Origin of the sequence: Pseudomonas libanensis (genome assembly GCF_001439685.1) — a bacterium.
In the GTDB taxonomy this organism is placed as follows: Bacteria; Pseudomonadota; Gammaproteobacteria; order Pseudomonadales; family Pseudomonadaceae; genus Aquipseudomonas; species Aquipseudomonas libanensis.
The window spans coordinates 51,671-77,834 of sequence record NZ_JYLH01000001.1; the positions used below are offsets into that span (position 1 = coordinate 51,671).

General features: G+C 57.2%; 20 protein-coding genes. 17 read left to right on the forward strand and 3 right to left on the reverse strand.

Annotated elements, in window-relative coordinates; translation table 11 throughout:
* The first annotated feature begins 1 nt into the window (after window position 1).
* The 12 genes from pgaC to TU73_RS27895 all read left to right on the forward strand — a co-directional run bounded on the left by pgaC (window position 2) and on the right by TU73_RS27895 (window position 17,340).
* Complete coding sequence (gene pgaC, locus TU73_RS00170) at window positions 2–1,342, forward strand: poly-beta-1,6-N-acetyl-D-glucosamine synthase (protein ID WP_057010460.1); 1,341 nt, start codon at window positions 2–4, stop codon at window positions 1,340–1,342.
* A 2-nt stretch (window positions 1,343–1,344) separates the two neighbouring features.
* Complete coding sequence (pgaD, locus tag TU73_RS00175; RefSeq protein WP_057010461.1) at window positions 1,345–1,827, forward strand: poly-beta-1,6-N-acetyl-D-glucosamine biosynthesis protein PgaD; 483 nt, start codon at window positions 1,345–1,347, stop codon at window positions 1,825–1,827.
* 410 nt (window positions 1,828–2,237) lie between these two features.
* Window positions 2,238–3,956 carry a ShlB/FhaC/HecB family hemolysin secretion/activation protein gene (locus tag TU73_RS00180; protein ID WP_057010462.1) on the forward strand — a complete coding sequence of 573 codons (1,719 nt, stop codon included), beginning with the start codon at window positions 2,238–2,240 and terminating at the stop codon, window positions 3,954–3,956.
* A 31-nt stretch (window positions 3,957–3,987) separates the two neighbouring features.
* Window positions 3,988–12,255 carry a two-partner secretion domain-containing protein gene (locus tag TU73_RS00185; RefSeq protein WP_231984757.1) on the forward strand — a complete coding sequence of 2,756 codons (8,268 nt, stop codon included), beginning with the start codon at window positions 3,988–3,990 and terminating at the stop codon, window positions 12,253–12,255.
* On the forward strand, window positions 12,256–12,567 hold the full coding sequence (locus TU73_RS00190) for a hypothetical protein (protein WP_057010463.1): 312 nt from the start codon (window positions 12,256–12,258) through the stop codon (window positions 12,565–12,567).
* 193 nt (window positions 12,568–12,760) lie between these two features.
* Window positions 12,761–13,150 (forward strand): transposase, encoded by a 390-nt coding sequence (locus TU73_RS27875; RefSeq protein ID WP_231984756.1) that lies wholly within the window; start codon window positions 12,761–12,763, stop codon window positions 13,148–13,150.
* A 247-nt stretch (window positions 13,151–13,397) separates the two neighbouring features.
* On the forward strand, window positions 13,398–14,030 hold the full coding sequence (locus TU73_RS00195; protein WP_057010464.1) for a hypothetical protein: 633 nt from the start codon (window positions 13,398–13,400) through the stop codon (window positions 14,028–14,030).
* Window positions 14,031–14,312: 282 nt separating this feature from the next.
* Window positions 14,313–15,002 carry a transposase gene (locus TU73_RS27880; protein WP_082642517.1) on the forward strand — a complete coding sequence of 230 codons (690 nt, stop codon included), beginning with the start codon at window positions 14,313–14,315 and terminating at the stop codon, window positions 15,000–15,002.
* Between the two features lie 525 nt (window positions 15,003–15,527).
* Window positions 15,528–15,971, forward strand: a complete 444-nt coding sequence (locus TU73_RS27890; RefSeq protein ID WP_082642518.1) for a hypothetical protein — start codon at window positions 15,528–15,530, stop codon at window positions 15,969–15,971.
* Between the two features lie 91 nt (window positions 15,972–16,062).
* Complete coding sequence (locus TU73_RS00205) at window positions 16,063–16,455, forward strand: SMI1/KNR4 family protein (RefSeq protein WP_057010466.1); 393 nt, start codon at window positions 16,063–16,065, stop codon at window positions 16,453–16,455.
* Between the two features lie 100 nt (window positions 16,456–16,555).
* Window positions 16,556–16,789, forward strand: a complete 234-nt coding sequence (locus TU73_RS00210; protein ID WP_057010467.1) for a hypothetical protein — start codon at window positions 16,556–16,558, stop codon at window positions 16,787–16,789.
* Window positions 16,790–16,890: 101 nt separating this feature from the next.
* On the forward strand, window positions 16,891–17,340 hold the full coding sequence (locus tag TU73_RS27895; RefSeq protein WP_231984755.1) for a hypothetical protein: 450 nt from the start codon (window positions 16,891–16,893) through the stop codon (window positions 17,338–17,340).
* Between the two features lie 106 nt (window positions 17,341–17,446).
* Here TU73_RS27895 and TU73_RS00215 read toward each other — a convergent pair whose 3' ends face one another.
* Window positions 17,447–17,704, reverse strand: a complete 258-nt coding sequence (locus TU73_RS00215; RefSeq protein WP_005783616.1) for a hypothetical protein — start codon at window positions 17,702–17,704, stop codon at window positions 17,447–17,449.
* A 618-nt stretch (window positions 17,705–18,322) separates the two neighbouring features.
* On the opposite strand from TU73_RS00215, the gene TU73_RS00220 reads away from it, so the two are divergent.
* The gene (locus TU73_RS00220) at window positions 18,323–20,911 is read left to right on the forward strand and encodes an autotransporter family protein (RefSeq protein ID WP_057010468.1); all 2,589 of its coding nucleotides are present in this window, start codon (window positions 18,323–18,325) and stop codon (window positions 20,909–20,911) included.
* 138 nt (window positions 20,912–21,049) lie between these two features.
* Here the strand turns inward: TU73_RS00220 and TU73_RS00225 are convergent, their stop codons facing one another.
* On the reverse strand, window positions 21,050–21,637 hold the full coding sequence (locus TU73_RS00225) for a hypothetical protein (protein ID WP_057010469.1): 588 nt from the start codon (window positions 21,635–21,637) through the stop codon (window positions 21,050–21,052).
* Between the two features lie 16 nt (window positions 21,638–21,653).
* A complete protein-coding gene (locus TU73_RS00230) occupies window positions 21,654–22,265 on the reverse strand; it encodes a hypothetical protein (protein WP_057010470.1) in 612 nt (203 codons plus the stop codon).
* Window positions 22,266–22,536: 271 nt separating this feature from the next.
* Here TU73_RS00230 and TU73_RS00235 point away from each other — a divergent pair, with 271 nt between their 5' ends.
* The 4 genes from TU73_RS00235 to TU73_RS00250 all read left to right on the forward strand — a co-directional run bounded on the left by TU73_RS00235 (window position 22,537) and on the right by TU73_RS00250 (window position 26,078).
* Window positions 22,537–23,217, forward strand: a complete 681-nt coding sequence (locus TU73_RS00235; protein WP_046070344.1) for a CsgG/HfaB family protein — start codon at window positions 22,537–22,539, stop codon at window positions 23,215–23,217.
* A gap of 29 nt (window positions 23,218–23,246) precedes the next feature.
* Window positions 23,247–23,609 carry a DUF4810 domain-containing protein gene (locus TU73_RS00240; RefSeq protein WP_057010471.1) on the forward strand — a complete coding sequence of 121 codons (363 nt, stop codon included), beginning with the start codon at window positions 23,247–23,249 and terminating at the stop codon, window positions 23,607–23,609.
* The gene (locus TU73_RS00245) at window positions 23,606–24,256 is read left to right on the forward strand and encodes a DUF799 domain-containing protein (RefSeq protein ID WP_057010472.1); all 651 of its coding nucleotides are present in this window, start codon (window positions 23,606–23,608) and stop codon (window positions 24,254–24,256) included. The genes TU73_RS00240 and TU73_RS00245 overlap by 4 nt, the downstream gene beginning before the upstream one ends.
* Window positions 24,257–24,455: 199 nt before the next feature.
* Window positions 24,456–26,078, forward strand: a complete 1,623-nt coding sequence (locus TU73_RS00250) for a vWA domain-containing protein (RefSeq protein ID WP_057010473.1) — start codon at window positions 24,456–24,458, stop codon at window positions 26,076–26,078.
* Window positions 26,079–26,164 lie beyond the last annotated feature (86 nt).

The window sequence follows — 26,164 nt, forward strand, 5'->3', positions numbered from 1 at the left end:
CATGATCGACAGAATCCTGGCTATATTCGTGTTGGCACTGGTGTTGGGCTTGCCCCTGGGCCTGATCTTCCTGGTGACCGGGCAGTTCCTGATGGACTTCGTGTTCTTCTACCCGCTGTTCATGTCGGCGCTGTGGATCGCCGGCGGGTTGTACTTCTGGCTGCACTGGGAGCGTCACTGGCCGTGGGAAGCAGACACGCCCGCGCCGACCCTGGCCGGCGAGCCGCTGATCTCGATCATCATTCCTTGCTACAACGAGGGCGATAACGTCGCCGACACCATGGCGGCCGCATTGGCCCAGGTGTACCCAAATATCGAAGTGATCGCCGTCAACGACGGCTCCAGCGACAACACTGCCGCGGTGCTTGATGCCCTGGCGCTGCAACACCCACGCCTGCGCGTGCTGCACCTGGCGCAGAACCAGGGCAAGGCCGTAGCCCTGCGCATGGGCGCCGTGGCTGCGCGCAGCGAATACCTGGTGTGCATCGATGGCGATGCCTTGCTCGACAAAAACGCGGCGGCCTACATGGTCGCGCCGATGCTCGACAACCCGCGCCTGGGCGCCGTCACCGGCAACCCACGTATCCGTACGCGCTCAACCCTGATCGGTCGGGTGCAGGTGGGCGAGTTCTCCTCGATCATCGGCTTGATCAAGCGCACCCAAAGGGTGTTCGGACGAATCTTCACGGTCTCGGGTGTGGTGGTGGCGTTTCGCAAGAAGGCGCTGGACCGCATCGACTACTGGAGCACCGACATGATCACCGAAGACATCGATGTCAGTTGGAAGCTGCAACTGGATCACTGGTCGATCTTCTACGAGCCGCGTGCACTGTGCTGGATCCTCATGCCCGAGACCGTCGGCGGCCTGTGGAAGCAGCGGCTGCGCTGGGCCCAGGGCGGTGCCGAAGTATTGTTCAAGAACATCCGTGGCATCTGGCAATGGCGCCATCGCTACCTGTGGCCGCTGCTGTTCGAATACTGCCTGTCCACCGGTTGGGCGTTCACCTTCCTGCTCTCGGTGGTCTTCTGGGCCATGGGTAAATTCGTCACCCTGCCGGCGGCGATTACCGTGGACTCCCTGGTGCCGCCCGCGTTTACCGGCCTGGTGCTGGCGATGGTGTGCCTGCTGCAGTTTGCGGTGAGTATCCTGATCGACCGGCGCTACGAAAAAGACCTGTGGAAAACCCTGTTCTGGACCGTGTGGTACCCGATGGTGTTCTGGCTGGTGAGCCTGTTCACCACGCTGGTGAGCTTTCCCAAGGTGTTGTTCAACCAGCATCAGAAGCGCGCACGCTGGGTCAGCCCGGATCGCGGTATCAAACCTGCACAAGAGGAGGCGTGAGCATGAAACTGGTCAGAACTCGCCAAAGCCCTGTGATGTGGATCATCGATGTGTTGCTGACCTTGCTGGCCTGGGGCGGGCTGGTCTGGCTGCTGGCACGTGGCATCGGCGCCATGCTCGAAACCCATGGCGGCCCGCGCATCGAAGCGCCGATCTTTGCCGCGCTCAACACCCTGCAGATCTACCTGTGGATCGCCTTGTTCAATGCCTTGATCCTGATCGGCTGGGCGCGCTATCAACAGCGCCGCGGCCGCCAGTTTGCCCAGCGCCGCGCCGAGGCCAATGCCCTGAGCGACAAGCACCTGAGTGAAAGCTTCAACCTGGGCGATGGCCACCTGGAGCAGTTTCGCAAACCCGGCGTGCTGGTGATCCACAATAACGAGGAGGGCGGTGTGGAAAACGTGAAGTCCCACGTCTCCCGCGACGTCGAGTGCCGCGGCCTGGCCCTGGTGCCAGGCGCAGAAAAAGACAAGGGTATAGGCTGATATCCTCAATGCTGCGAGTACCCAATGTGGGAGGGGGCAAGCCCCCTCCCACATTGGTTATGTCCCACCTTATAGATGGCAACCCTAACGTCGAAATTCCGATAAATGGGATCCAATTCACAAAACCCTCGCGAACTTTTCTCCCTTCCTCGGTACTAACCTATCTCGACAAAACTTGATGGCTAAATAATGGCTATCAAAAATTCATTCGTCGAATCGCCATCAAAACGGTCGCCACTTGTCGGAATAATCACTCCATGTGCCCGGCCAAGACTCTTTTGATAAAAATTTATTATTAGTAATTAACGGGTTAACAGATTAGCTAGTCGGAAGTTCCAACTTCGCCAGTTTCTAGGCGAGCTGGAAGTTCGATGTTAGTTTGCCGGCCCTTGATTTTCGATGGATCGAACATGTCCTCACTATTGCCACGGACTCGGTTTCTTGTATGTGCCTTGCTCACTTGCCTGAGCCTGAACAGCGCATCCGCCGCCCCCACGCCTGGTGACCAGGACCTGATCCGCGACCGGCAGAACCGCTTGCTTGAAGAGCAACAGCGGCGTCTGCAGGAACTCCAGGACCTGCCCGGTAAAACGCAAAAGCCCCAAGCCCCGGCAACGCCCGCCGACAGCCGCTGCTTCCCGATCAAAGACATTGAGCTCAAAGGCGCCGACAGCCTGCCGGCCTCCGACCGCGAGCGCCTGCTCAAGCCCTATATCGGCCAGTGCCTGGGCGTGTCCCAGCTCAACGAATTGCTCAAGGCCATCACCGACTACTACCTCGGCAAAGGCCGCGTCACCAGCCGCGCCTACCTGCCGCAACAAGACCTCTCCAGCGGCCACCTGCAAGTGCTGGTGGTCGAAGGCAAGCTCGAAGCCCTGCGCAGCGTCGAAGGCAGCACGGTGACCGAGCGCGAACTGACCATGGCTTTTCCTGGCAAGGTCGGCGAAGCACTGAACCTGCGCGAGATCGAGCAACTGGTGGACCAGCTCAACCGCCTGCCGTCCAAACAGGCGCAGATGGAACTGACCCCCGGCAAGCAAGTCGGCGGCAGCGACGTTGTAGTCAAGAACACCGCGCAAAAGCCTTGGCGCGCCAGCCTGTCGCGCAATAACGACGGGCAGAAAAGCACCGGCGAACAGCAATGGGGCGCGGGCCTGGAGTGGGACAGCCCGCTGGGCCTCGGCGACCAACTGATGTTGCGTGGCGGCCACGATGCCATCAGTGACCACCAGAAAACCTCGAAGAACACCATGCTCTACTACAACGTGCCGTGGGGCTGGTGGAACTTCAGCTACACCTACAGCGAGAGCGACTACCGCACCTTTGGCATGACCGACAGCACCAAATTCAAGTTCAATGGCGACAACGAGAACCACCAGCTGCGCGCCGAGCGGGTGATCCACCGCGACGACGTGAGCAAGACTTCGGTGAACGTCGGTCTGGCCCATCTGCGTACCAACAACTACGTGCTCGATGCGCGCACCGCATCCAGCAGCAACCGCCTCAGCGAACTGCAACTGGGCATCAACCACGGGCGGCGTATCGGCAGTGCCTTTGTCAACCTCGACCTCGGCATGCAGAACGGTATCGGCTTGTTCGACGCCCAGTCTCAGGAAGAGCGTGATTCCATCGGCCGGCGCCAGCCCAATTCGCGCTACCGCAAATACACCGCCACCGTCAGCTACCTGCAACCCTTCAGCCTGTGGGGCGAGTCGTTCAGCTTCAGCAGCCTGGCCACAGGGCAACGCAGCGAAGACCCGCTGTTCTCGCCCCAACGCATGAGCCTCGGCGGCTCCGCCTCGGTGCGCGGCTTCAAGGACCAACTGCTGACCGGCGACAGCGGCGGCTACTGGCGCAACGAAGTGCGCTGGGCGCGCCCGGTGACCCTCGACTGGATGCGCCCGGCCTTCTTCGAATACGGCGCCAGCGTCGGCTATGACCAGGGCGTGATCCGCAACGACCGTTACAACGACAACGTCCATGGCCGGGTGTCCAGCAACTCCCTGGAGCTGTTCGCCCGCGGCAAAAACGTCAGCACCAGCGTGACCTTTGCCCACTCGCTGGAAAGACCCGGTGTAGTCACCGAGCGCGAAGCGCCGATCTACTTCCGCATGGATTTCTTCCTGTAATTCAACGCCGCGCTGCAACGAGAAACTGACAATGGATGTTCGCCAATTTGCCTTCCTGGCCCGCCAACCTTCTGCTGCCCTGAAGCCGCGCAACTCGTTCTTCGGCCTGCCCAAGCGCGGGCTGGTGCTGATCCTGGCCAATGCGCTGTTCTGGCAGCCGCTACTGGCCCAGGCCGAAGGCATCGTGGTCAGTGCGCCGGGCACCACCGTGGGTGCGGCGGGCAATGGCGTGCCCGTGGTGAACATCGCCACGCCCAACGGCGCGGGCTTGTCCCATAACCAGTTCAAGGACTACAACGTCGGCCCCAACGGCGTGATCCTCAACAACGCCAACGGCGCTTTGGTCAACACACAGCTGGGCGGCTATATCGTTGGCAACCCCAACCTCAAGGGTGGCGCGGCCAGCGTCATCCTCAACGAAGTCAACGGCGGTAGCCGCAGCCAGTTGCGCGGCTATACCGAAGTGGCGGGGCAGTCGGTCAAGGTCATCGTAGCCAACCCGTACGGCATCACCTGCAGCGGTTGCGGCTTTATCAACACCCCCAACGTCACCCTGACCACCGGTAAACCGGTGATCGACCAGAATGGCCAGTTGCAGCGCTACCATGTCGATGGCGGCGCCGTGACCATCGACGGTGAGGGTTTGAACGCCAGCAACGTCGAACGCTTCGACATCATCACCCGCTCGGCCAAGATCAACGCACAGATCAATGCCCGCGAACTCAACGTGATCGCCGGGCGTAACGACGTCGATGCGCAAACCCTGAAAACCACCCACCGCGCCGACGACGGCAGCGCCAAGCCGGAGCTGGCGATTGACTCCTCGGCCCTGGGCGGCATGTATGCCGGCGCGATCAAACTGGTAGGCACCGAAGCCGGCGTGGGCGTGAAGCTCGACGGCACCCTGGCGGCCAGTGGCGGCGATATTCAGCTCGATGCCAATGGGCGCTTGAGCATGGCGCAGACGGTGGCCACCGGTAACGTCAAGGTCACTGCGCAAAACGTCGACCTCACCGACAAGGTCTACGCCAACGGCAACTTGCAGGTCACCAGCGCCCAAGCCTTGGTCAACCAGAAAAGCGTGGCTGCCGGCCAACGCATCGAACTCAACGCGGCCACGCTGACTAACGCCGGCATCATCGAAGCCGGCGTTGCCCCCGACAACAGCCGCAACACCACCGGCGATCTGGTGGTGAATGCGCAGACCGTCAACACCAGCGGCAACCTGCTGGCCAGCCGCGCACTGGCGATCACCGCCGCGCAGGCGCTGACCAACCAGGGCGCGATCATCCAGGCCAAGACCGTCGAGGTCAGCAGCGCCAAACTGACCAACCAGGGGGCCACCGCACGCTTGTTCGGCGAACAAAGCCTGGCGATCAGCTCACCAGCCATCGTCAACCTCGGCGGCCTGATCCGCTTCGGCGAAGGCCAGGCCGCCACGCTCAACAGCGCGTCCCTGGACAACCGCCAGGGCCGTATCGAAATGGCTGGTGGCAGCCTGGTGCTGACCAGCGCCGACCTGAACAACAGCGGCGGCCAAATCATCGCCAACGACCTGACGGTCAACGCCGGCCAGCTCAATAACCAGAACGGCGTGCTGGTGGCCAAGACCGCCACCGTCAATGCCAGCGACCTCGATAACAGCCTCAAGGGCCTGATCCAGGCCGACGGCGGCGCGCTCAACCTCACCGTCACTAACGGCTTCAACAACACCCAGGGCTTCGCCCAGGCCAGTACCGACCTTAACGTCACTGCCGGCACCCTCAGCAGCAATGCAGGCGGCGTGCTGAGCGCCGACACCGGCAAGCTGAGCCTTACCGCCGCCCAACAGCTCAACAACGCCCAGGGCCGCTTACAGGCCGGGCAGGGCAATATCGAACTGCACGCCGCGAACCTGGATAACCAGAGCGGCGTGATCGTCGGCAAGCAACTGCTGCTCGACGTCGCCGATGGTGACATCGACAACCGCGCCGGGCGCGTAGTGGGTGACCAACTCGACGTTCGCGCCTCCGGCCTCGACAACCGCAACGCCGGCCTGCTGGCCGGTGGCGCCCAGGGCGTAAGCCTGCTGCTCAAAGGCCCGGGCCAGTTGCTCAACGCCCAGGGCCGCATCCAGAGCGAAGGCCTGCTGCAACTGCGCGGTGAGCGTTTCGACAACAGCGTCGGCATCCTGCTCGGCCAAACCGTGGATGTGACGGCGCAAAGCTTCAACAACAGCAACAAGGGCGCGCTGGTCAGCGATGGCGGCGACGTGGTGCTCAACGTCAGCGACCTGCTGACCAACGTCGGCGGCCAGATCGACGCGGGCGAACGCAGTGTATTGGTCAAGCAACTCACCACCCTCAACAACAACGGCGGCACCCTGCGCGGCAAGCGCCTGGACATCACCGCCCGGCACCTGAATAACAACGACGACGGCCAACTGCTGGCCGGCGTCGAAGGTCTGAGCTACAGCGGCCAGGATGTGAGCAACCGCAAGGGCCTGATCCTCAGCGGTGGCGCCCTCACCCAGTTGCACACCACCAGCCTGGATAACCAGGGCGGTACGGTGCAAGGCGACAGCCTGACCGTCACCGCTGACAGCGTGAACAACGGCAGCGGCGGCCTGATGGCAAGCCTGGTCGGCAACCTGCAACTGACCGTCGAAGCCCTGGCCAACCGTGGCGGCAAACTGTTCGGCAAAGAACAAGTGACCGTCAGCGGCGCCAGCCTCGATAACAGTGCGGGTGGCCAGATCAGCGGCAACCAGCTCAACCTGACCTCACGCGCCACCCTCACCAACCAAGGTGGCCTGATCGAAGCCAACCAGGGCCTGAGCCTCAACGGCGGTAGCCTGGATAACAGCGCAAGCGGCCAACTGCGCGCCCTCGGTGGCGCCACCAGCAGCCTCAACCTCAGCGGCGCGCTGAACAACCAGAACGGCACCCTCGAATTCGGCAGCCAGGCCTTCAGCCTCGACGCGGCCAGCCTCAACAACCAGGCCGGCCAGATCCAGTACGCCGGCACCGGCCTGTTCCGCCTCAACACCGCCAGCCTCATGGGCAGCCAGGGCAGCATCAATGGCATGGGCACCGCCGACTGGGCGTTCGGCAAGGTCGACGGCCTGGGCCGCGTGCAACTCAACGAAGTCCTCACCTACAAAAGCGCCCAAGGGCTGACCCTCAAGGCCGGCGACCGCATGGCCAGCGGCAAGGGCTTGGTTCTCAACGTGGCGAGCCTGGACAACGGCGGCGAACTGCTCAGCGACGGTGACATCAGCATCACCACCGGCGACCTGACCAACAGCGGCCGCGTCTCGGCCCTGCAAACCCTCACCGTCGCCGCCAACAACCTCAGCCAGAACGGCGGCCGCCTGGCCGCAACCAATGCCCGCCTGACCCTGGGCGGCACCCTGGACAACCTCGGTTTCCTCACCGCCCGCCAGCAGCTGGATATCGCCGCCGCGCAAATCAACAACCGTGGCACCCTCGGTGCCCAGGGCGCCGTGAACCTCACGGCAATCAACGGCATTACCAATGCCGCCGATACGCTGCTGTTCAGCGGCGGCGACATGACCTTGCGCAGCAATGGCTTCAGCAATAGCTATGGCGACGTCTACAGCAAAGGCAACTTGAGCTTCGCCGCCCGCGATGGCGGGCGTGCCGTGCTGTTCAGCAACCGTTCCGGCACCGTGGAAAGCGAAGGCTCGATCGGCATCAATGCGGGCTTTATCGAAAACGCCAAAGACGAATTCGAACTCGGGCAAACGCTGACCACCGGCAGCCTGTATTGGGTCTGTGGCCAGCATTGCGACGAGAGCGACAACTGGGAACGTGGCGAGATCACCATCTACGAGACGTACCTTGAGGCGGCGACCAAGGATTCGGTCGCGGCGCGCCTGGTGGCGGGCAAAAACATGCAGCTGCAAGGCGACAATGTGCAGAACCGCTACAGCCTGATGGCCGCCAATGGCGACCTGAGCATCACCGCCGGTGACCTGCTCAACCAGGGCGCGGCCACGCGCACGGGCCAGCGCAAGCTTGTCATCAGCACGCCAGGGCACGTTCCCGACGATTTGTTTGAACGCATGCGATATGTCGACGTGCCCGCGTTCAATGCGGCCACGGCGGCTGGCAATTTCGACAAGGCGCGCTTCGAAGAACTGAAAAGCCGCTCACCCAATAGCCGGCCTTTCGCCTACGCAAGTGACGTCACCACCTGGACCAACAACGGCGGCCCCGGCTACGACGCCACCCTGCAAGCGGGCGGCACGGTCAACCTCAACGTCGCCCGCACCCTGCAAAACGGCACGCTGCACAACAACACCCTGGCCCAGTTGACCGGCACCCTCGGCGACGACCAGACCGGCATCCCCGTCGGCGGCATCAACATCAACCTGAGCAAACACGCCAACGACCCGAGCGCCCAGGCGCCAGGCAGCGTGTTGCCCGTCGTGGGCGTGGCCCCCGGCGGCGGCTTCGTGCCCGTGGACTACACCGGCACCGCCTTCGCCCCGGTCGATCCCACCACCTCGCCTACCTTCCAATTGCCCAAGGGCGAGTACGGCCTGTTCGTCAAGAGCGCCGACCCCACCAGCCACTACCTGATCGAGACCAACCCCGAGTTCGCCTCCGTATCCGGCTTCCTCAGCTCCGACTACATGCTCGGCAAGCTCGGCTACACCTCCGACGACGCCTGGCGCCGCCTCGGTGACGGCCAGTACGAAACCCGCCTGATCCGCGACGCCGTACTCGCGCAGACCGGCCAACGCTTCCTCGCCGGCGGCCTCTACAGCGACGCCGACCAATTCCGCTACCTGATGGACAACGGCCTTGCCAGCAAAGACGCCCTGCGCCTGAGCCTGGGCGTGGCCCTCACCGACCAGCAAGTCGGCGCCCTGACCCACGACATCGTGTGGATGGAAAACCGCGTCATCGACGGCCAGACCGTCCTCGTGCCGGTGCTGTACCTGGCCCAGGCCGACTCGCGCAACGTGCGCGGCAACAGCCTCATCCAGGGCCGCGACCTCAACCTGGTCACCGGCGGCGACCTGATCAACGTCGGCACCCTGCGCGCCAGCAACAACCTCTCCGCCATCAGCAGCGGCAGTATCTACACTGGCGGCTTGGTCGAAGCTGGCAACAACCTCAACCTGCTGGCCCAAGACAGCATCCGCAACGCCATGGCCGGAGAAATTCGCGGCAAGCAAGTCAGCCTCACAGCGCTTAAAGGCGACATCACCAACGAAACCACCGCCATCCAAGTGCGTGACGGCGTCGGCATGCGCACCCTCACCGACACCAGCGCCGGCACCATCGTCGCCCGCGAAAACCTCGCCATCGACGCCGGCCGCGACCTCACCAACCGCGGCGCACTCACTGCTGGCAACGACGTCAACCTCACCGCCGGCCGCGACCTCAACCTCATCGCCGCCAGCGACACCAGCGTCAAACACGAGACCCGCGACGGCGGCGAAAAATCCAGCATCACCACCGACGTCAAAAACCTCGCCGCCAGCGTCACGGCCGGCGGCAACCTCAACATGCAGGCCGGGCAAGACGTCAACATCATCGGCAGCACCGCCACCGCCGGCAAAGACCTCAACATCGCCGCCGGCCGCGACCTCAACGTCGCCTCGGTCAGCGACATGCACAACGTCGAGGGCAAGGAAAAACACGGCAAAAAACGCATCAAGACCGCGGACGACCAGACTACCCAAGTGGCAAGCGTGCTCACGGCGGGTGGGGATTTTGTCAGCCAGGCGGGGCGTGATACCACGATCGTGGCGAGCAGGATCAGCGCAGGGAATGAGGCTTATCTTTATAGCGGGGATAAGTTGAGTTTGTTGGCTGCGCAGAACAGCACCTACAGCCTTTACGACATGAAGGAGAAGGGTGGCTGGGGCGCGAAGAAGACCAAACGTGATGAGGTGACACGCGTCACGAATGTGGGGACTGAGATCAAGACTGGTGGTGATCTGTCGCTGGTCAGTGGCGGTGATCAGTTGTATCAGCGGGCCAAGCTTGAGAGTGGTAAGGACCTAGCGATCACCAGTGGCGGCGCGGTGACCTTCGAGGCGGTCAAAGACCTGCACCAGGAGAGCCACGAGAAGAGCAAGGGTGACCTGGCGTGGACCAGCGCCAAGGGTAAGGGGAATACCGACGAGACGTTGCGTCAGAGTGAGTTGGTGGCGCAGGGCGAGCTGGCAATCAAGGCCGTGGACGGCTTGAAAATTGATGTAAGGCAGGTTAACCAGAACACGGTAAGCCAGACCATCGACGCGATGGTCCAGGCGGACCCAAGCCTCGCCTGGATCAAGCAAATGGAGCAGCGTGGCGATGTTGACTGGCGCGAGGTCAAAGAGCTGCACGACAGCTTCAAATACAGTAATTCCGGCCTGGGCGCCGGCGCGCAAATTGTCATAGCGATCATTGTTACCTACTTCACGATGGGGGCAGCCAGCGGCGCAATCGCCGCCGCTGGGACTGGTACCTCGATGGCTGGGGCGACGGCTGCTGCCACAGCCACATCTGCCGCAGGCTGGGCCAATGCTGCGGGCAGCGTTGTGCTTGCCGGTATGGCGAGCAATGGTGCTATCAGCACGATCAATAACCGTGGCAATTTAGGCGCGGTGGTCAAGGACGTAACCTCCAGCGATGCGATGCGGGGCTATGTTGTCTCGGGTGTTACCGCGGGGCTGACCGCAGGGTTCTATGACGATTGGACCAGCACGCAGACAGGCACTACTACTGCGCTGCCTAACTCGGGCGCAGTGACATCTGCGAGCCCATTGAGTACCTGGCAAGGTGTTGGTCAATTTACTGCGAACCAGGTTCTGCAAAACGGCACATCGGCCATCCTGACTAAAGCGCTGGGAGGAGAAGCCAGCCTCGGGGATGCATTGCAAAGCAGCCTTGCCAATGCATTTGCTGCCTATGGTTTCAACATGATTGGTGACGTCTCCAAGAATCGGTTCGCCGACGGCGGTATCACCAAGATTGGGCTGCATGCGTTGATGGGCGGGCTGGCAGCTGAAGCCGCTGGCGGCGATTTCCGTACTGGTGCGTTGGCAGCAGGTGTGAACGAAGCCCTGGTAGACAGCCTCGCCAAACAGTACGCCAGCATGCCGGAGGATAAGAGAAAGAGCTTGCTGGTGATGAGCTCGCAGTTGATTGGTGTGCTTGCGGCGTCGGTGGACAGTGATGCTGACGGTGAGAGTTTGCAGACCGGAGCATGGGTGGCGGGCAACGCTACTCAGTACAACTGGCTATTGCATGGGGAGATAGAAGCGGCGGACAAAGCGCGTGAAGGATGTAATGCACGTGGGGGAGATGTCGCCGGTTGTAAGCGAAGTATCACGCAAGCGATGGACAGTCTTGATAAAGCTCGAGATATGGAGCGAGCTGATCAGATTCGTCAGGTGGATTTAGCCAACTATCAAGAAGGAATGACGCCTGGAGAGTACAAGGATGCCTTGGATTCTTATTGGAATGGAATCGATAGAAGCGAGCTAGTCTGGACTGGCTATGAACCCGCTCACGAGTTGGGATATATCGCCGGCGAGATGGGATCTGGGTTTGTTGATAGGGCTGTAGATTGGCCAGGTAAGGTCTATGACACGATCACTCATCTGACAGACATCCCGGCAAATCTACTTCAGGCTGGTAAGGATGGTGTCAATTGGATCAATAGCCCCATACCAGCACAGAGCCTCGAGCGGGCCGGCGACGAGCTGATTTTTGCAACCCCGGATAAGCTTGGCGGAATTGTGTTTGATGCAGCTACGGGGGCAATTACCGCGGGCGTGGGCGGCAAGGCAGTTGAGTGGATTGGAGGGCGTTGGACTCTACGTAGTAGCGCAAATACACTGCCAAGCAAGCCTATTGAATTTTCGGGTGGTACACCGACACTAGAAGGGACTTCTTTCAGTCCAGATATCGTTAACCTCAGAAGTTCGGAGTTTTACGCTCTATATGGAGATAATCCACTAAGAGGTACAAAAACAAATCTACAAGCGCGTCAATGGTATTTGAATAAGGATTCGAAAATTCTAGATCGTGTCGATAAAAGTGCACCCTTAGAAGCTCAAGCTAAACAAGCTTTTGATATGAGAAATGAAAATAGAGCTCAAGCTAGAGAGTTTATGTCAGATAGGGTAAGTGCAGATCGCTTGATTGGAGAGGAACCTAATATGACATGGTCCGAAATGATCGACTACAGAAAATCCCAGGGCTTGTCAGGTGATGATATTTATAAAGCTATTTTAGACAGTTCTCAAAGAACTAGAGCGGAAGTTAATAAGCGTCTTGGAGTTGACTGAATGGATGAGTCGTTGCCAATTATAACTAAAAGAGTTAACTCTGATGGGAGAGTCGAGTGTCATTTAGGCTTTTCTTCTGATTGGGATGGTTTTGACTCGATTGTAAAATATTTAAAAAAATATTGGCAGGCGAGCCCAGTTCAAATCGCTGATAATATTTATTCTCGACGTTGGGTGTTGATATGTAATGGGATTATGTTAACTGTTTATCACGACAGTCAGATAGGGAATTATTTGATTGTGGAAAATGGTGAAGATAAGGATAATTTGCTCGGTCAGATCGAGGCGGATCTGATTGAGCGGCTCCGTTGATTGCTAGTCAGTAATTTTCTGCTTTTCTCTCTCCATAGGGAAAGAGGAATAGAGGTCAGACCACGTTTTTGCGTTTTTTAGAGTTCAGCAGAGTTGCTCTTTAAAAATATGATTTATTTTTTGTAATTATTCTATTTGGTTGGCCTGTTGATGGGCGGCTAAGCTGTAAACTCTTATCCAGTTAGGGGGTTATATGGCTCGCCGTCCTAGGGTTTTACTGCCGGGTATCCCGTTGCATATTATACAGCGGGGAAACAATCGGTCTGCGTGTTTTTATTCAGATGAAGACTACATTTTTTACATTGATACATTAGCTGTGCTTGCTCAATTGTATGGCTGTAAAATTCACGCATTGTGCTTGATAACAAATCACGTTCATTTGTTGTTGACTCCCACCTGCTGCGCAGGGGCTGGCCAACTTATGCAGGGGCTGGGGCAGCGCTATGTTCAATATGTCAATCGAACATATCAACGAACGGGCACATTGTGGGAAGGCCGTTTCCGCTCCTGTTTGGTTCAACAAGAAAACTATGTTTTAGCTTGCTATCGATATATCGGAATGAATCCGGTCAGAGGGGAATAGGGGTCAGACCACGTTTTTTGCGTCCGAGATCGCGGAAATATTAGGTGTGGAATAGTGTGGAATAGGGGGCAGACCACATTTTTGCGTTTTGTAGAGTTCAGCAGAGTTGCTCTTTAAAAATATGACTTATTTTTTGTAATTATTCTATTTGGTTGGCCAAGAATAGTGGTCTGACCCCTATTTTTCCTTAATAAAAGGCTGCGTTCCTTCTCAATATGTTAAGTCTGTAAAGAAATAGGTGACACGAATGAAAAAAGACATAGAGGATTTGCTCTATTCTGTTCCTCCAAATGCAGATTATGCGGTTGATGCTACGGATATAGATGCGGAGGATATCCCGCGTAGCAGAGTACAAGGTGTCATTGAGCTATTGGGGCACTCTGAGGAGAGCATTAGATTTGCCGCAGCGAGGTTGTTGACTAGCTGGGGGTATAGAGAGGGATTATCTTATTTGTCCAATGCTTTATGCCGTGCGGATGAAATTGGAGAACTCGAAGTTCATAGGTTGTATGGTTACGACGAAACATTCAAGTTGGCATTGGCTGCGCTGGTTGGATATTTCACGCGTTCCTCTGATAGAGGACATGGCGAGGAAGCAAGGGGTGAGATTTTTGAGCCAATTAAGAAAATAATTCAATTATCAAATAGTCGACCTTTTGAGATTTCCGGATTTTTTTGGTTGGTTGAGGATAAAAAATTTTATGAGTATATTCCAGAGCTACGTGAGCACCTCATCTTTGTGATTGAGTCACCTGATCTTCATAGGTGGAAAATTTACGATGTTTTGAGGCTTTTATTGAGGGTTGATAATGCTTTTGCCAGTAATTTTTTAGAAAAAATGAATAAGCAGCTAGATGATTTTAAACTGGGCGGCAAATAAGTTTCTCTTCTGCGAGAAAAAGGGACAGATTTATTTAAATTAGAGTTTAAAGACCTATTAAATAAATCTGTCCCCTTTTGTTGCTGATCCTCTTTTTTGCCGGTTTTATCAAGAGGGAATAGGGGGCAGACCAGGGAATAGGGGTCAGACCACGTTTTTGCATTTTTTAGAGTTCAGCAGAGTTGCTCTTTAAAAATATGATTTATTTTTTGTAATTATTCTATTTAGTTGGCCTGTTGATGGGCGGCTAAGCTGTAAACTCTTATCCAGTTAGGAGGTTATATGGCTCGCCGTCCTAGGGTTTTACTGCCGGGTATCCCGTTGCATATAATACAGCGGGGAAACAATCAGTCTGCGTGTTTTTATTCAGATGAAGACTACATTTTTTACATTGATACATTAGCCGTGCTTGCTCAATTTTATGGCTGTAAAATTCACGCATTGTGCTTGATGACAAATCACGTTCATTTGTTGTTGACTCCCACCTGCTGCGCAGGGGCTGGCCTACTTATGCAGGGGCTGGGGCAGCGCTATGTTCAATATGTCAATCGAACATATCAACGAACGGGCACATTGTGGGAAGGCCGTTTCCGCTCCTGTTTGGTTCAACAAGAAAACTATGTTTTAGCTTGTTATCGATATATCGAAATGAATCCGGTCAGAGCGGGCATGGTTGCTCATCCGGGCGACTATCGCTGGACCAGCTATAGGGCAAACGCACAGGGCGAGCTATCAGACTTTATAAGTCCGCATGCGGTTTATCGAGAGTTAGGTAGCGGCACCGCGCAACGAGCCGAAGCTTACCGATCTGTATTCAAGGATCGGCTTTCATCTGGATTGATAGAACAAATTCGATCTTCTACAAACGGTAATTACGTTTTGGGCGATCAGAAGTTTGCGTCCGAGATCGCGGAGATATTAGGTAAAAGAGTTTCACCGGGTGCGTCAGGACGCCCGAAAAGTGTGAGTTAAAAGAATAGAAGAGTAGTGGTCTGACCCCTATTTTTCCCTTCGAAGCGGCCAATATTGAGCACTCCCATCTACCTAAAAAAAGCAATGGATTACCTTTTCCGCTTACCCAAGAGCTTGTAGATATATCAAATAATCCTGGGCGCTGGGTTTTGAGGAAAGGTTATATAGAGGCGGTTGGTGCGCCACAGTGGGTTAGTAAGTCTTTGCTTAAAACATTAGGCGTGGACGAAAAAGAGTTGATGAGTGTCGACTTTTTTTCGTAGAAGATTTGGGTGATGTTTTGAAGATTGTTGCTTGCGAGCAGTGTTTTACAGCTGATGTAGGAATCCAGGCTGAAAAGCAAGTCATGCTGAGAAAAATTTTATTTAAAGTGTGAAGTCTAGAACCGTGCAATGAAAGCGAGCTGAATAAGGGGCTGAGAGGAAGTAAACGGAGAAAAGGGACAGATTTATTTAAATTAAAGTTGAGAAACCTATTAAGTAATTCTGTCTCCTTTTGTTGTGTTTAATTACATAGGGGCGATTTGTGTCGGACAAACAAGTATATGAGCTAACGATTGATGATCTTGATAGCTATAGCGTTTGGTTTTTTCCGATGGACGACACCGTGGAGGATGAATCAACTGTACGCCCCCTCGCCGAACAGGAAGCGTGCTCAGATTTTCAGATTATCGTTCGAACTGATTTTTTTGGTGAAAGTGGCGCTGTGTATCGCGGTTATTTATATTGGGACTCCAATGCCGCAATTGAATACGTAAAGCCTGTTGTATTGTCTGATAAGGGAGACTCCGTAAGTTTTTGGAGCGGTATAGTAACTCCATCGTGGAAAAGTTCGGAGTTTGCCGGTTCGATTAGATCCGAGCTGCCTATTTCTTATGCCTCAGAACCGGTTTTCGGTCTTCCTTCCATTTGCGGAAAGCTCGAGGGGCTTTATTATCTTTCTGATGATCAGGTGTGCTGCGTTAAATGACGCGAGAAAGGGGACAGATTTATTTAAATTAGAGTTGAAAAGCATATTAAATAAATCTGTCCCCTTTTGTTATAAAAAGTAGGGGGTAAAGGTGGACATTAAAACTTTTTTGAAGAGTAAAAAAGAAGAGCATTTACTTGATGGCTTGGCTGCTGTAGATGATGTCAGTATTAATGCAATAAGGTTAGGGCAGAAAAATGCTCCTGATGATTACTTAGAGTTTTTGCAGGAGTTCGGAGGTGGGGAGATTGAAACAACCGGATTCATGCTTTATAACGGCTTCCTAGAAGCAAGTGATATTTTTGATGATGAGGCTGCGGTGCAATTCGAAGGTGTTATGTTTTTTGGCGATGATATGCAGGGACGCTGTGTCGGTTTTGATAAAAATGATGAATGGGCTGTAGTGGAAATAGACGCTGCAGATATGAGTGTTAAGAAGTTGTGTGAAACATTTTCTCTGTTTGTTTATAGTTTGTTGGGGTAGCTCTGGGAGAAAAGGAAACAGATTTATTCAAGTTAGAGTTTAAAGGCATATTGAATAAATCTGCCCCCATTATTCTCCCTTTATTCAAGAGTCGGGAAGAATGTACGCGCCAAATGATCTTGCTATTGATCTTGAGAAAAAATTTTCCACAGGGTTCGACGTGTGTAGAATTTCTAAATTTGCGTTTGAAATTTATCAGCGTCATGGATTAGAGTTTACTCCTCCGATGGATCGAATACTTCTCTTGTTGATGGCAATGGAAGAAGGGGAGGAGTTTGAGCTGACTGAATCAGAGTTCTTGGGTTTGATCTCGGAGCTTAGGACTATGGATTGACAAAGCTCAAAATTAAAAAGGGGCTGAGAAAGTGGCACAGATTTATTTGATTCCACAGGGTAGTAGAAAATCCAACTAACGGTAGAAGGAAGCTAGTCATAATGACAGAGGAATCAAAAAAAGGATTTTGGCGCTGGGGTTTTGCACTGTTGTTTGTTGGTATAGCGGCGGTCTTGATAAAACAAGCAACAGAAGAAACGCCTGAGCCTAGCAAACCAACCTTCCTCAGTGACTTGATAATCGTCACCGCGCGAACGCACGCGCGTAATTGGAAGGTTGACGAAAATACAGAGCTTGTTCGTATGGAGGCGACTAATAGTCATACTATAACGGTTTATTATTCTTTATTGAATTATGATTCTGATGTTTCTAGTTTTGACTTGGAAGCTACCAAATCAGCAGTTGTAAATATTTTTTGTGATCCCGAAAATTTTGAAAAACAATCCATTTTTTCGCTGGGCGGTACTTACGTTTATGTTTTTGGTAGCAAAAATGTAAAAGAAATTGGCCGATTTGAATTTAACAAAAAGAATTGTGAAGGTTCTTTGTAAACGCTTGGTCATCGAGGCGGAGCAGTGCGAAAGGGCAGGTTTATTTAGCCTTTACCCTCCCCGCACGAGGCCAAAGCGGGCGACACAAAGGCCGCCCGATTTTCACTCAGGACGGATCGGCATTCAGCCTGCGACTGATGACATCCAGCAAATCACACCCATCGCGCAGCGGAATGGCCAGCAAGTGGGCGAAGTCTGAAAGCACTACGGCATCGCTGCTGAGTTGTTCGCGGAAGGCCAGGTTTTCCAGCAGTTGGGTGACGGCCCGAATGCGGTGCACGGCGGCGTCGTGAAGGACGTCGAGAGGTGCCTGGGTGTCGATGATCAGGGCTGGGACGGTGCAGTCGTGGCCGGTTAGGGGCATGTATCTATTCATGGGTACAACCTCGGTCAGTAAGTGAGGCTGTCACCTGTCGTCGCCAAACGAATGGGTGACAGCTGTACGCAGGTTGGCGAACCGGGACCGAGTTCCGGCAGACCCGAAGGTCTCCCGCGCACAGCTGCCATAAAGCAGCAATGCGGGTACGGAAGCCCCTGCAAGCAAGCAGAAAGCTTTCGCATACGGTCAACGGATCGCCAAATCCGATCACCCTGTTGGGCGACCGCCGGACTATAAGCCCCTCACCCAAAACCGCGCAAGGCATCACCGCAATGGCACCACCCGTCACGCAATGCCATCCATTGTGAAGCATCTCCCCCTTTGCCTTTGAACATTTCGTTTATCCCAGTGTCTTTACCCCGCCCACCCGCAATCGGTCGGGCTGCATGGACTGCATCGTTTTCAAATGACATTAAGGATTAATGTGAACCTCTCCCCTTTATGGCCCCCTTTCTGCCACCGCTCGCGGTGCATTGGCTCGCGCCCCGAATTTGCGGGGGCACCTGGGGGACATCCTTCGGATCAATTGATCCTTTCGCTCAGCACACCTACTGCCGCCGGGCGTATTGGCGGCATTGACCTCTGTAGTTCATGGAGTTTGAAATGAAGCGCAAGCAGTTCCAGAAAAGTCTGTTGGCAATCATGGTCGGCGCGATCAGCACCCAGGTGCTGGCAGTCGAGTTCGACCTGGGTCAGGGTAAGAATATTTGGGCCAATGAGACGTTTAACGAGCCGGTGACCATTACCGGTCAGTTTTCCCGCGTGGTCGACGCCAACACCACCGACCCCGCAGGCTTGGGATTTGCCAACACCCAAATTCAAGGTTCGCTGATCAACCGCGCAGACATCACGCTGGACTCGCAAGGCCGCACCATCCGTGCGATCGCCATCGACCCGATGTTCTGGACCGGCCCGACCGGTTTGGCCCCGAGCACTGTCACCGGGGATGTGGTTCAGGCAGGCAACGTGCTGATGCGCAACGGCGCCTATGAAGGGCTTGAGATCGGCCCCACCACCATTGGTGGCAGCCTTATCAACTCAGGCACCATCCGCTCCACGCCTCCCGTGGGTACCGTGACGACGCCCGGCTACCTGGGCGGCGGTGAAGGTATTTACCTGCACGGCACCACCATTGCGGGTGACGTTTCCAACACCGGTGTGATCGACATGGCCGGCCCGGGCGCGATTGGGTTGATCCTTGACATCAACGGCGACACGCCGACCACCATCGGCGGCAAAATCCTCAACACGGGCTCGATTACCGCCACAGGCGAAGGCGCTTGGGGTGTGGAAGTGGAAACTGACACCAGCCCCCTGCGTATTGAAAACAGTGGCCTGATTTCCGCCAATGGCGATGAGGCGAAAGGGCTGTTTCTCTACGGCGGCACCTTCGATTACATCCTCAACACCGGCACCATTGAAGCCAAGGGCGCGTCTGCCAATGCCTTCGATCTTTCCGGCGCCAGCTTTGCGCAGAACAGCGCCACGGGCGCACGCGGCATCGTCAACCGCGGCCTCATCGTGGCGGATGGCACTGCTATCCATGTGGATACGGCCGAGCAGGTTGCGAGCTTTGAAATCAACCAGCAAGCCGGCGAAATCCGCAGCAACAGTGGCATCGCCGTCGACGCCAACAATCTTGCGAGCCTGAACTGGACCGGCGGCAAAATCACCGGCGACCTGCTCAACCTCAGCGCCGTCAACATCGACGGCCAGGCGGCTTTCACCGGCAGCCGTATCATTGCGCCGGTGTCGGTCAACTCGGGTTCGCTGAACCTCTCCGCACCTGGCACCGCCATCACCGGCGATCTCAATGTGGCCAGCGGCGCAGGTATTGATATGCACCTGGCCGACAGTGTAGTGCCGACCACGCCGTATCTCACCGTTAACGGCACCGCCAACCTGGCCCAGGCTTCCAAGCTGACGGTCAGTGCCAACCCGGGCGACTTCGCGGCGCCTAAAGCCGGCACGCAATACACCTTGCTGCAAGCCACCAACGTGCAGAACAACGGCGTGGCCGTCGCCAGCGCGTCGTCGTTGCTGGACGTGCTCAGCTACTCGGCCGATGCGCAGACGGTCAAGGCCGTGGTGGCGGTGAAAAGCGATCAGCAGGTGCAACAGGAGTTGGCGGGTGTGAGTGCGGGGGCATCGGCTGCAACCGCGGTCAACGTGTTGAAAAACGATGTGCTCGGTAAACTCAACCAGAACGACCCGGTGTTCCAGAGCCTGGCCAACGCCGGGACTGCACAGCAACTGGCGCAGCTCGCCGATCAGCTCACGCCAGACGTCAACCGTGGCGCCCTCGACGTGGCCCTGTCCGGGCAAACCGTGGTCAACGGTGCGATCTTCAACCGCCTCACCGACCAGCGTGAAAGCCACCAGGTCGGCGGTGTGTGGGTGCAGGGCCTGAGCAGCAACATGGACCAGGACGGTCGTGGCGGCAACAACGGTTACTCGGCCAACAGCAGCGGTATGGCGGTGGGTGTGGACGGTCGCTTGAACGACACCACCACCCTGGGCGTGGCCTACAGCTACCTGAACTCGAACATTCATTCGGACCTGGGCAACAAGACCGACGTCGAAGGCCACGCGCTGTCGCTGTACGGCAACTGGGCGCTGCAGAACTGGTTCGTGGATGGCAGCCTCAGCTACGGCCATAACGAGAACGACAGCAAGCGCCACGTTGCGGGCACCACGGCCAAGGGCAGCTACGACAGCAATGTGTTGTCGGCCAGCGTGATCGGCGGCTACAGCTTCAAACCGACCCAGGCGGTGGTGATCGAGCCGCGTGTGGCCGCGCGCTATGCCAACGTGCGCATGGATGGGTTTACCGAGAAAGGTTCGTCGGCGGCCTTGAGCACCGCTTCGCAGCGTTATGAAGTGGGTGAGTTGGGTGCCGGTGTGCGTTTGGCGGCCAACCTGCCGTTGAGCGCCGGGACGCTGCAACCGGAAGCGACCTTGATGGCCTACCACGACTTGATGGGTGACCGCGTGGCGCAAACCTCCAACTTCGTGGCCGGTGGTTCGGCGTTTACCGTCACCGGTGCGTCGGTGGCGCGTGACAGCTACGAGGCCAGTGTGGGTGTGAATTACAAGGTGTCGGACTTCACCGTCGGCGCCAGCTACACCCGCCAGGCGCGTAGCGGTTTCGATGCGGACGGCGTGATGCTCAAGGCGCGCTACGCGTTCTAAGCAACACCGCAAAACAAAGTGTGGGAGGGGGCTTGCTCCCGATAGCTGTGAATCAGTCAATGATGTGTTGACTGACTCACCGCCATCGGGGGCAAGCCCCCTCCCACATTAGATTTGTGTGAATCCGCAGCGTTCGGGTCAGAACAACTTGCGCTGCACCGCTTCATCCAGCGTGCTGCGCGTCAACGCTTCTACCACTTCGCGGGTGTCTGCCTGGAACGGGATGCCCACGATCAGCACCAGGTGCATCCAGGTGCGTATCGACTCGCTCTTCTTGACTCGGCCCAGTTCCTTGCCGTCTTTGTCCTTGAACACGGTTTCCAGGGTGAAGGTGTTCTTGGCTGTAGACGGGATGATGAAGAACGTCACGCCAGTGATGATCGCCGAGGCCATGCTGAACTGTTCGTTGTTGTACAGGGTGGCGTCGGCGTAGATGTCCGAGTCGACCTTATCGGTGCTCACCCGTGCAAAACGGTTGGACTGGCGGAACCCATCAGCCACGGCTTTCTCCCACAGGGCAGCGGGAGCGCCGGCAGCGGCGTTGGCGGGGCCGCCGTTGATTTGGTTCATCCCGGTGGTGCGTACGTACGCCGTCGGTTTCTGTGCCGGTGCGTTGGCGGTGGGTGGCCAGGTTTGCACGGGTGGCAGTTCGTGCTGCGAATAGGACACGCAGCCCGTCAGCAAGACTGCCGCGAGTACCAGGCCGTGCTTGATCAATCCTTTCATGTGGTGCTCCCTGGGGTTACGGTTTGGCCAGTTTGGCGGTGGCAGTGTCGAGCAGTTGCGCGACGAGTTCGTTCAGTTGTTTGGCGCCCATGGTGGGGGCCCAGTATTCGCGCCCGTAGAGGCCCACATTGCGCTCGAACTTGACCTCTTGCTTGCTGCTGGCCAGTTCCTTGCCGTCGCGACCGACAATCACCAGGTCGCCGGCCAAGTCGAAGGTGTCGACAAATATCGGACCGTTGACCCAGATCCAGATCGTCAACGTCAGCAATGCGCCGGGCACGTAGCCCGGGTGTACGCCGCGATGGCCTTTAAGAGACGTCATGTTGAATTTCAGCGAAACATCCTGCTCGCCAAGGCGCACGGGGTATTCGGTGACCTGCTTGAAGTAACCGGCCGTGCGCACGTATTGATTGAGTTGCAGAGTCAAGGATCGGCTGATCGCGGTTTTGTTGGCATCGTTGACGTCGGCGGCACTGACCGTCACATCAGCGATTTGCGCACTGCGTGGGCTGCTGACAGAAGCCGGATGCAGCGGGGCGCCGATAGGGCCGGTGACGGTGTAGGACACACAACCTGTCATCGACAGCGCGGCGATCAGGGCCGCCGCCCGCAAGAGGATTTTCAACACGCAATATCCTTATTAATGAATGAACCAGTCCAGGGTCTCGACCCGTTGGCTCATAACTTTAGGGCTGGTCCAATTTATCTTCCCCAGCAACCCGCTCATTATTTGAACCTGCGGTTGGCCGAAACATCTTGAGAACCGCTCTCAACCCCGTAAAATGCCGCAGCCGTTGCATCACAGTCTTTCAGGGAAGAATTCAGGCCAGCGTATTGTCAGGCTGCCTAACTCCTTGGAAAACCCAGCAACGCTGATTTCCTCACCCAAGGAGCACCCTGTGAAGACACTGTCCAAAATTCTGCTGTCGGGCCTCACCGCCGCGGCGCTGTTGACCGTGGCCGGTTGCGCCACCGAGAGCAACCGCGCGATGCCGGTGGAGCAAGTCGCCAGCGCCCACGTGGCCTATTCCGGCGTGCGTGTGCCGATTGCCGTGGGCAAGTTCGACAACCGCTCCAGCTACATGCGCGGCATCTTCTCCGATGGCGTCGACCGTCTCGGCGGCCAGGCCAAGACCATTCTCATCACCCATTTACAGCAGACCAACCGCTTCAGCGTGCTGGACCGCGACAACATGGGCGAGATCTCCCAGGAAGCCAAGATCAAAGGCACCGTGCAGAAGCTCAAGGGCGCTGACTACGTGGTAACCGGCGATGTAACCGAGTTCGGTCGCAAAGAAACCGGCGACCGCCAGCTGTTCGGCATCCTCGGCCGTGGCAAGACCCAAGTGGCCTACGCCAAAGTCGCGTTGAACATCGTCAACATCAACACCTCCGAAGTGGTGTATTCCACCCAGGGCGCCGGTGAGTACGCGCTGTCCAACCGTGAAGTGGTCGGCTTCGGCGGCACCGCCAGCTACGACTCCACCCTCAATGGCAAGGTTCTCGACCTGGCCATGCGCGAAGCGATCAACCGCCTGGTCGACGGCATCAATGCCGGCGCCTGGAACCCGCGCAACTGATCAGCAACACCTCAAGGAGCAGTACACGGATGAGCAAGGCAGTTAAGTTGGCGCTGATGCTGACAGCAATCGCAACGGTAGCCGGGTGCCAGACGGCGCCCCAGCCCCTGTATCAATGGGAGAGCTACCAGCCGCAGGTTTACGAGTACTTCAAGGGCGAGCCCAAGGAAGCACAGGTGGAAGCACTGGAGCGCGACCTGCAGAAGATCAACGCCAGTGGCCGCAAGGCGCCGCCGGGTTACCACGCGCACCTGGGCATGCTGTACATGAACATGGGCAAGGATGACCAGATGGTGCAGGAGTTTCGCACCGAGAAGGCCCTGTTCCCCGAGTCCGCTGCGTACATGGACTTTCTGCTGAAAAACGCCAAGACCGGAGTCGCCACCAAATGAGCCTGTTAAAACTCACCGGCGCCTTGCTGGCCCTGGCGTTGCTCGGCGGTTGCGCCGCGCCCAAGACGGTTGATTATTCGGCGTACAAGCAGGCGCGGCCCAAGTCGATCCTGGTACTGCCGCCGATCAACGAATCGCCGGAAGTGCAGGCGTCCTACAGCCTGGTGTCGCAAGTCACCTACCCGTTGGCCGAAGCCGGCTACTACGTGCTGCCGATTGCCCTGGTGGACGAAACCTTCCGCCAGAACGGCCTGACCACCGCCAACGATATCCAGGCGGTACTGCCGGCCAAGCTGCATGACATCTTCGGTGCCGACGCGGCGCTGTACATCACCGTCAGCGAGTACGGCACCAAGTACATGCTGATCTCCAGCGACACCTCGGTGACGGCCTCGGCCAAACTGGTGGACCTGCGCACCGGCACCACCCTGTGGACCGGTTCAGCACGGGCGTCGAGCGAGGAGGGCAACAATAACGGCGGCGGCCTGGTGGGCATGCTGATCACGGCGGCGGTCAAGCAGGTGATCAACAGCTCTACCGATGCGGCGCATCCGATTGCCGGTATCACCAGTGCACGCCTGCTGTCGGCAGGGCAACGCACCGGCATCTTGTACGGCCCGCGTAACCCGAAATACGGCACGGACTAGGAGAACACCGCCATTCAAATGTGTGTGGCTTGCCTGCGATAGCGGAGGGCCAGTGCTGGAAAGGCTGGCTGACACACCGCTATCGCAGGCAAGCCAGCTCCCACACTGATAGGGGGTGAATTCCAAGGGTTTAACCCGAACCTCACGCATTTCGCGTCTGACCTTGTGAACGGCTCATTCATTCACGAGGTTCAGCCCCATGTCCCGCCCTCTGCTTTACCTGCGTCCCGCTGCCCAAGGCTTTACCGTTACCCTGCTGGTAGCGCTGGCCGGGTGTGGGCTGTCTTCCTCACCCGAGGTGGCCAAACCCGCACAACCCATCGCCGAGTTGCACAGCGCGCCAGTTGAGGGCGCGATGGCCAAACGCATGGCCATGCTGGCACCGATGAGGGGGCGTGAAATGGCGATGATGAATGACCGCAGCGAACCCCGCGAGCAATACGCCAACCTGCCTGACAACCCCGTGCACCGCGTCGCCGAAACCCCGGTCTCCACCTTCAGCGTGGATGTCGACACGGGCAGCTACGCCAATGTAAGGCGCTTCCTCAACCAAGGCCGCCTGCCGCCCGAAGGCGCGGTGCGATTGGAGGAAATGGTCAATTACTTCCCTTACACCTACGCGCTGCCCACCGATGGCTCACCCTTTGGCGTCACCACCGAAGTCGCCGCCACGCCGTGGAACCCGCGCACAAAACTGCTGCGCATTGGCATCAAGGCCTCCGATAAAACCGTGGCCGAACTGGCGCCCGCCAACCTGGTTTTTCTGGTGGACGTGTCCGGCTCCATGGACCGTCGCGAAGGTTTGCCGTTGGTGAAAAGCACGTTGAAATTGCTGGTGGACCAACTGCGCGATCAGGACCGCGTGTCATTGGTGGTCTATGCCGGCGAATCCCGTGTGGTACTCAAGCCCACCTCTGGGCATGACAAAGCCAAGATCCGCAACGCCATCGACCAACTCACCGCCGGTGGCTCCACCGCAGGCGCCTCCGGCATCGAGCTGGCCTACCAGATGGCCCGCGAAGGCTTTATCGACCAGGGTATCAACCGCATCCTGCTGGCCACCGACGGCGACTTCAACGTGGGCATCAGCGACTTCGACAGCCTCAAGCAAATGGCGGTCGAGCAGCGTAAAAGCGGCGTGTCCCTGACCACCCTGGGCTTTGGTGTGGGTAACTACAACGAACACCTGATGGAACAACTGGCCGATGCGGGCGATGGCAATTACGCCTACATCGACAACCTGCGTGAAGCGCGCAAGGTGCTGGTGGAGCAGCTCAGCTCGACCCTGGCTGTGGTCGCCCGGGATGTGAAGTTGCAGGTGGAATTCAACCCCGCGCAGGTCAGTGAGTACCGACTGCTGGGCTATGAAAACCGCGCCTTGAAGCGTGAGGATTTCAACAACGACAAGGTCGATGCCGGCGAAATCGGCGCGGGGCATACGCTGACCGCGCTGTACGAAATCGTCCCCAAGGGCGAGAAGGGCTGGTTGGAGCCTTTGCGCTATGCCGTCGCGCCTGCGGTTGAAGGCAAATCCGACGAGCTGGCGATGCTACGGGTGCGCTACAAGCCTGCTGCGGGTGGCAACAGCCAATTGATCGAACGCCCCATCGCCAACCAGCCCACCCCGGCCAGCGATGACCTGCGCTTCTCGGCCGCCGTTGCCGCGTTCGCCCAACAGCTCAAGAGTGATGGCCGCTACACTGGCGACATGAGTTTGCAGGACACCGCCAAACTTGCCCGCTCGGCCCGCGGCGATGACCCGTTCGGCCTGCGCAACGAATTCGTGCAACTGGTGGAGTTGGCCCAAAGCCTCAAACCCTGATCTGGCCCGCAACAATGTGCAAATGTGGGAGGGTTCAAGCCCTAATGTCGGTCAGTTAAGCGCAGACCCCACAGTTAGATCAGCTT

Bases quoted from the DNA above. Each gene is read 5' to 3' on its own strand.
- pgaC (WP_057010460.1), top strand. From the start codon at position 2: ATGATCGACAGAATCCTGGCTATATTCGTGTTGGCACTGGTGTTGGGC.
- pgaD (WP_057010461.1), top strand. From the start codon at position 1,345: ATGAAACTGGTCAGAACTCGCCAAAGCCCTGTGATGTGGATCATCGAT.
- TU73_RS00180 (WP_057010462.1), top strand. From the start codon at position 2,238: ATGTCCTCACTATTGCCACGGACTCGGTTTCTTGTATGTGCCTTGCTC.
- TU73_RS00185 (WP_231984757.1), top strand. From the start codon at position 3,988: ATGGATGTTCGCCAATTTGCCTTCCTGGCCCGCCAACCTTCTGCTGCC.
- TU73_RS00190 (WP_057010463.1), top strand. From the start codon at position 12,256: ATGGATGAGTCGTTGCCAATTATAACTAAAAGAGTTAACTCTGATGGG.
- TU73_RS27875 (WP_231984756.1), top strand. From the start codon at position 12,761: ATGGCTCGCCGTCCTAGGGTTTTACTGCCGGGTATCCCGTTGCATATT.
- TU73_RS00195 (WP_057010464.1), top strand. From the start codon at position 13,398: ATGAAAAAAGACATAGAGGATTTGCTCTATTCTGTTCCTCCAAATGCA.
- TU73_RS27880 (WP_082642517.1), top strand. From the start codon at position 14,313: ATGGCTCGCCGTCCTAGGGTTTTACTGCCGGGTATCCCGTTGCATATA.
- TU73_RS00210 (WP_057010467.1), top strand. From the start codon at position 16,556: ATGTACGCGCCAAATGATCTTGCTATTGATCTTGAGAAAAAATTTTCC.
- TU73_RS27895 (WP_231984755.1), top strand. From the start codon at position 16,891: ATGACAGAGGAATCAAAAAAAGGATTTTGGCGCTGGGGTTTTGCACTG.
- TU73_RS00215 (WP_005783616.1), bottom strand. From the start codon at position 17,704: ATGCCCCTAACCGGCCACGACTGCACCGTCCCAGCCCTGATCATCGAC.
- TU73_RS00220 (WP_057010468.1), top strand. From the start codon at position 18,323: ATGAAGCGCAAGCAGTTCCAGAAAAGTCTGTTGGCAATCATGGTCGGC.
- TU73_RS00225 (WP_057010469.1), bottom strand. From the start codon at position 21,637: ATGAAAGGATTGATCAAGCACGGCCTGGTACTCGCGGCAGTCTTGCTG.
- TU73_RS00240 (WP_057010471.1), top strand. From the start codon at position 23,247: ATGAGCAAGGCAGTTAAGTTGGCGCTGATGCTGACAGCAATCGCAACG.
- TU73_RS00245 (WP_057010472.1), top strand. From the start codon at position 23,606: ATGAGCCTGTTAAAACTCACCGGCGCCTTGCTGGCCCTGGCGTTGCTC.
- TU73_RS00250 (WP_057010473.1), top strand. From the start codon at position 24,456: ATGTCCCGCCCTCTGCTTTACCTGCGTCCCGCTGCCCAAGGCTTTACC.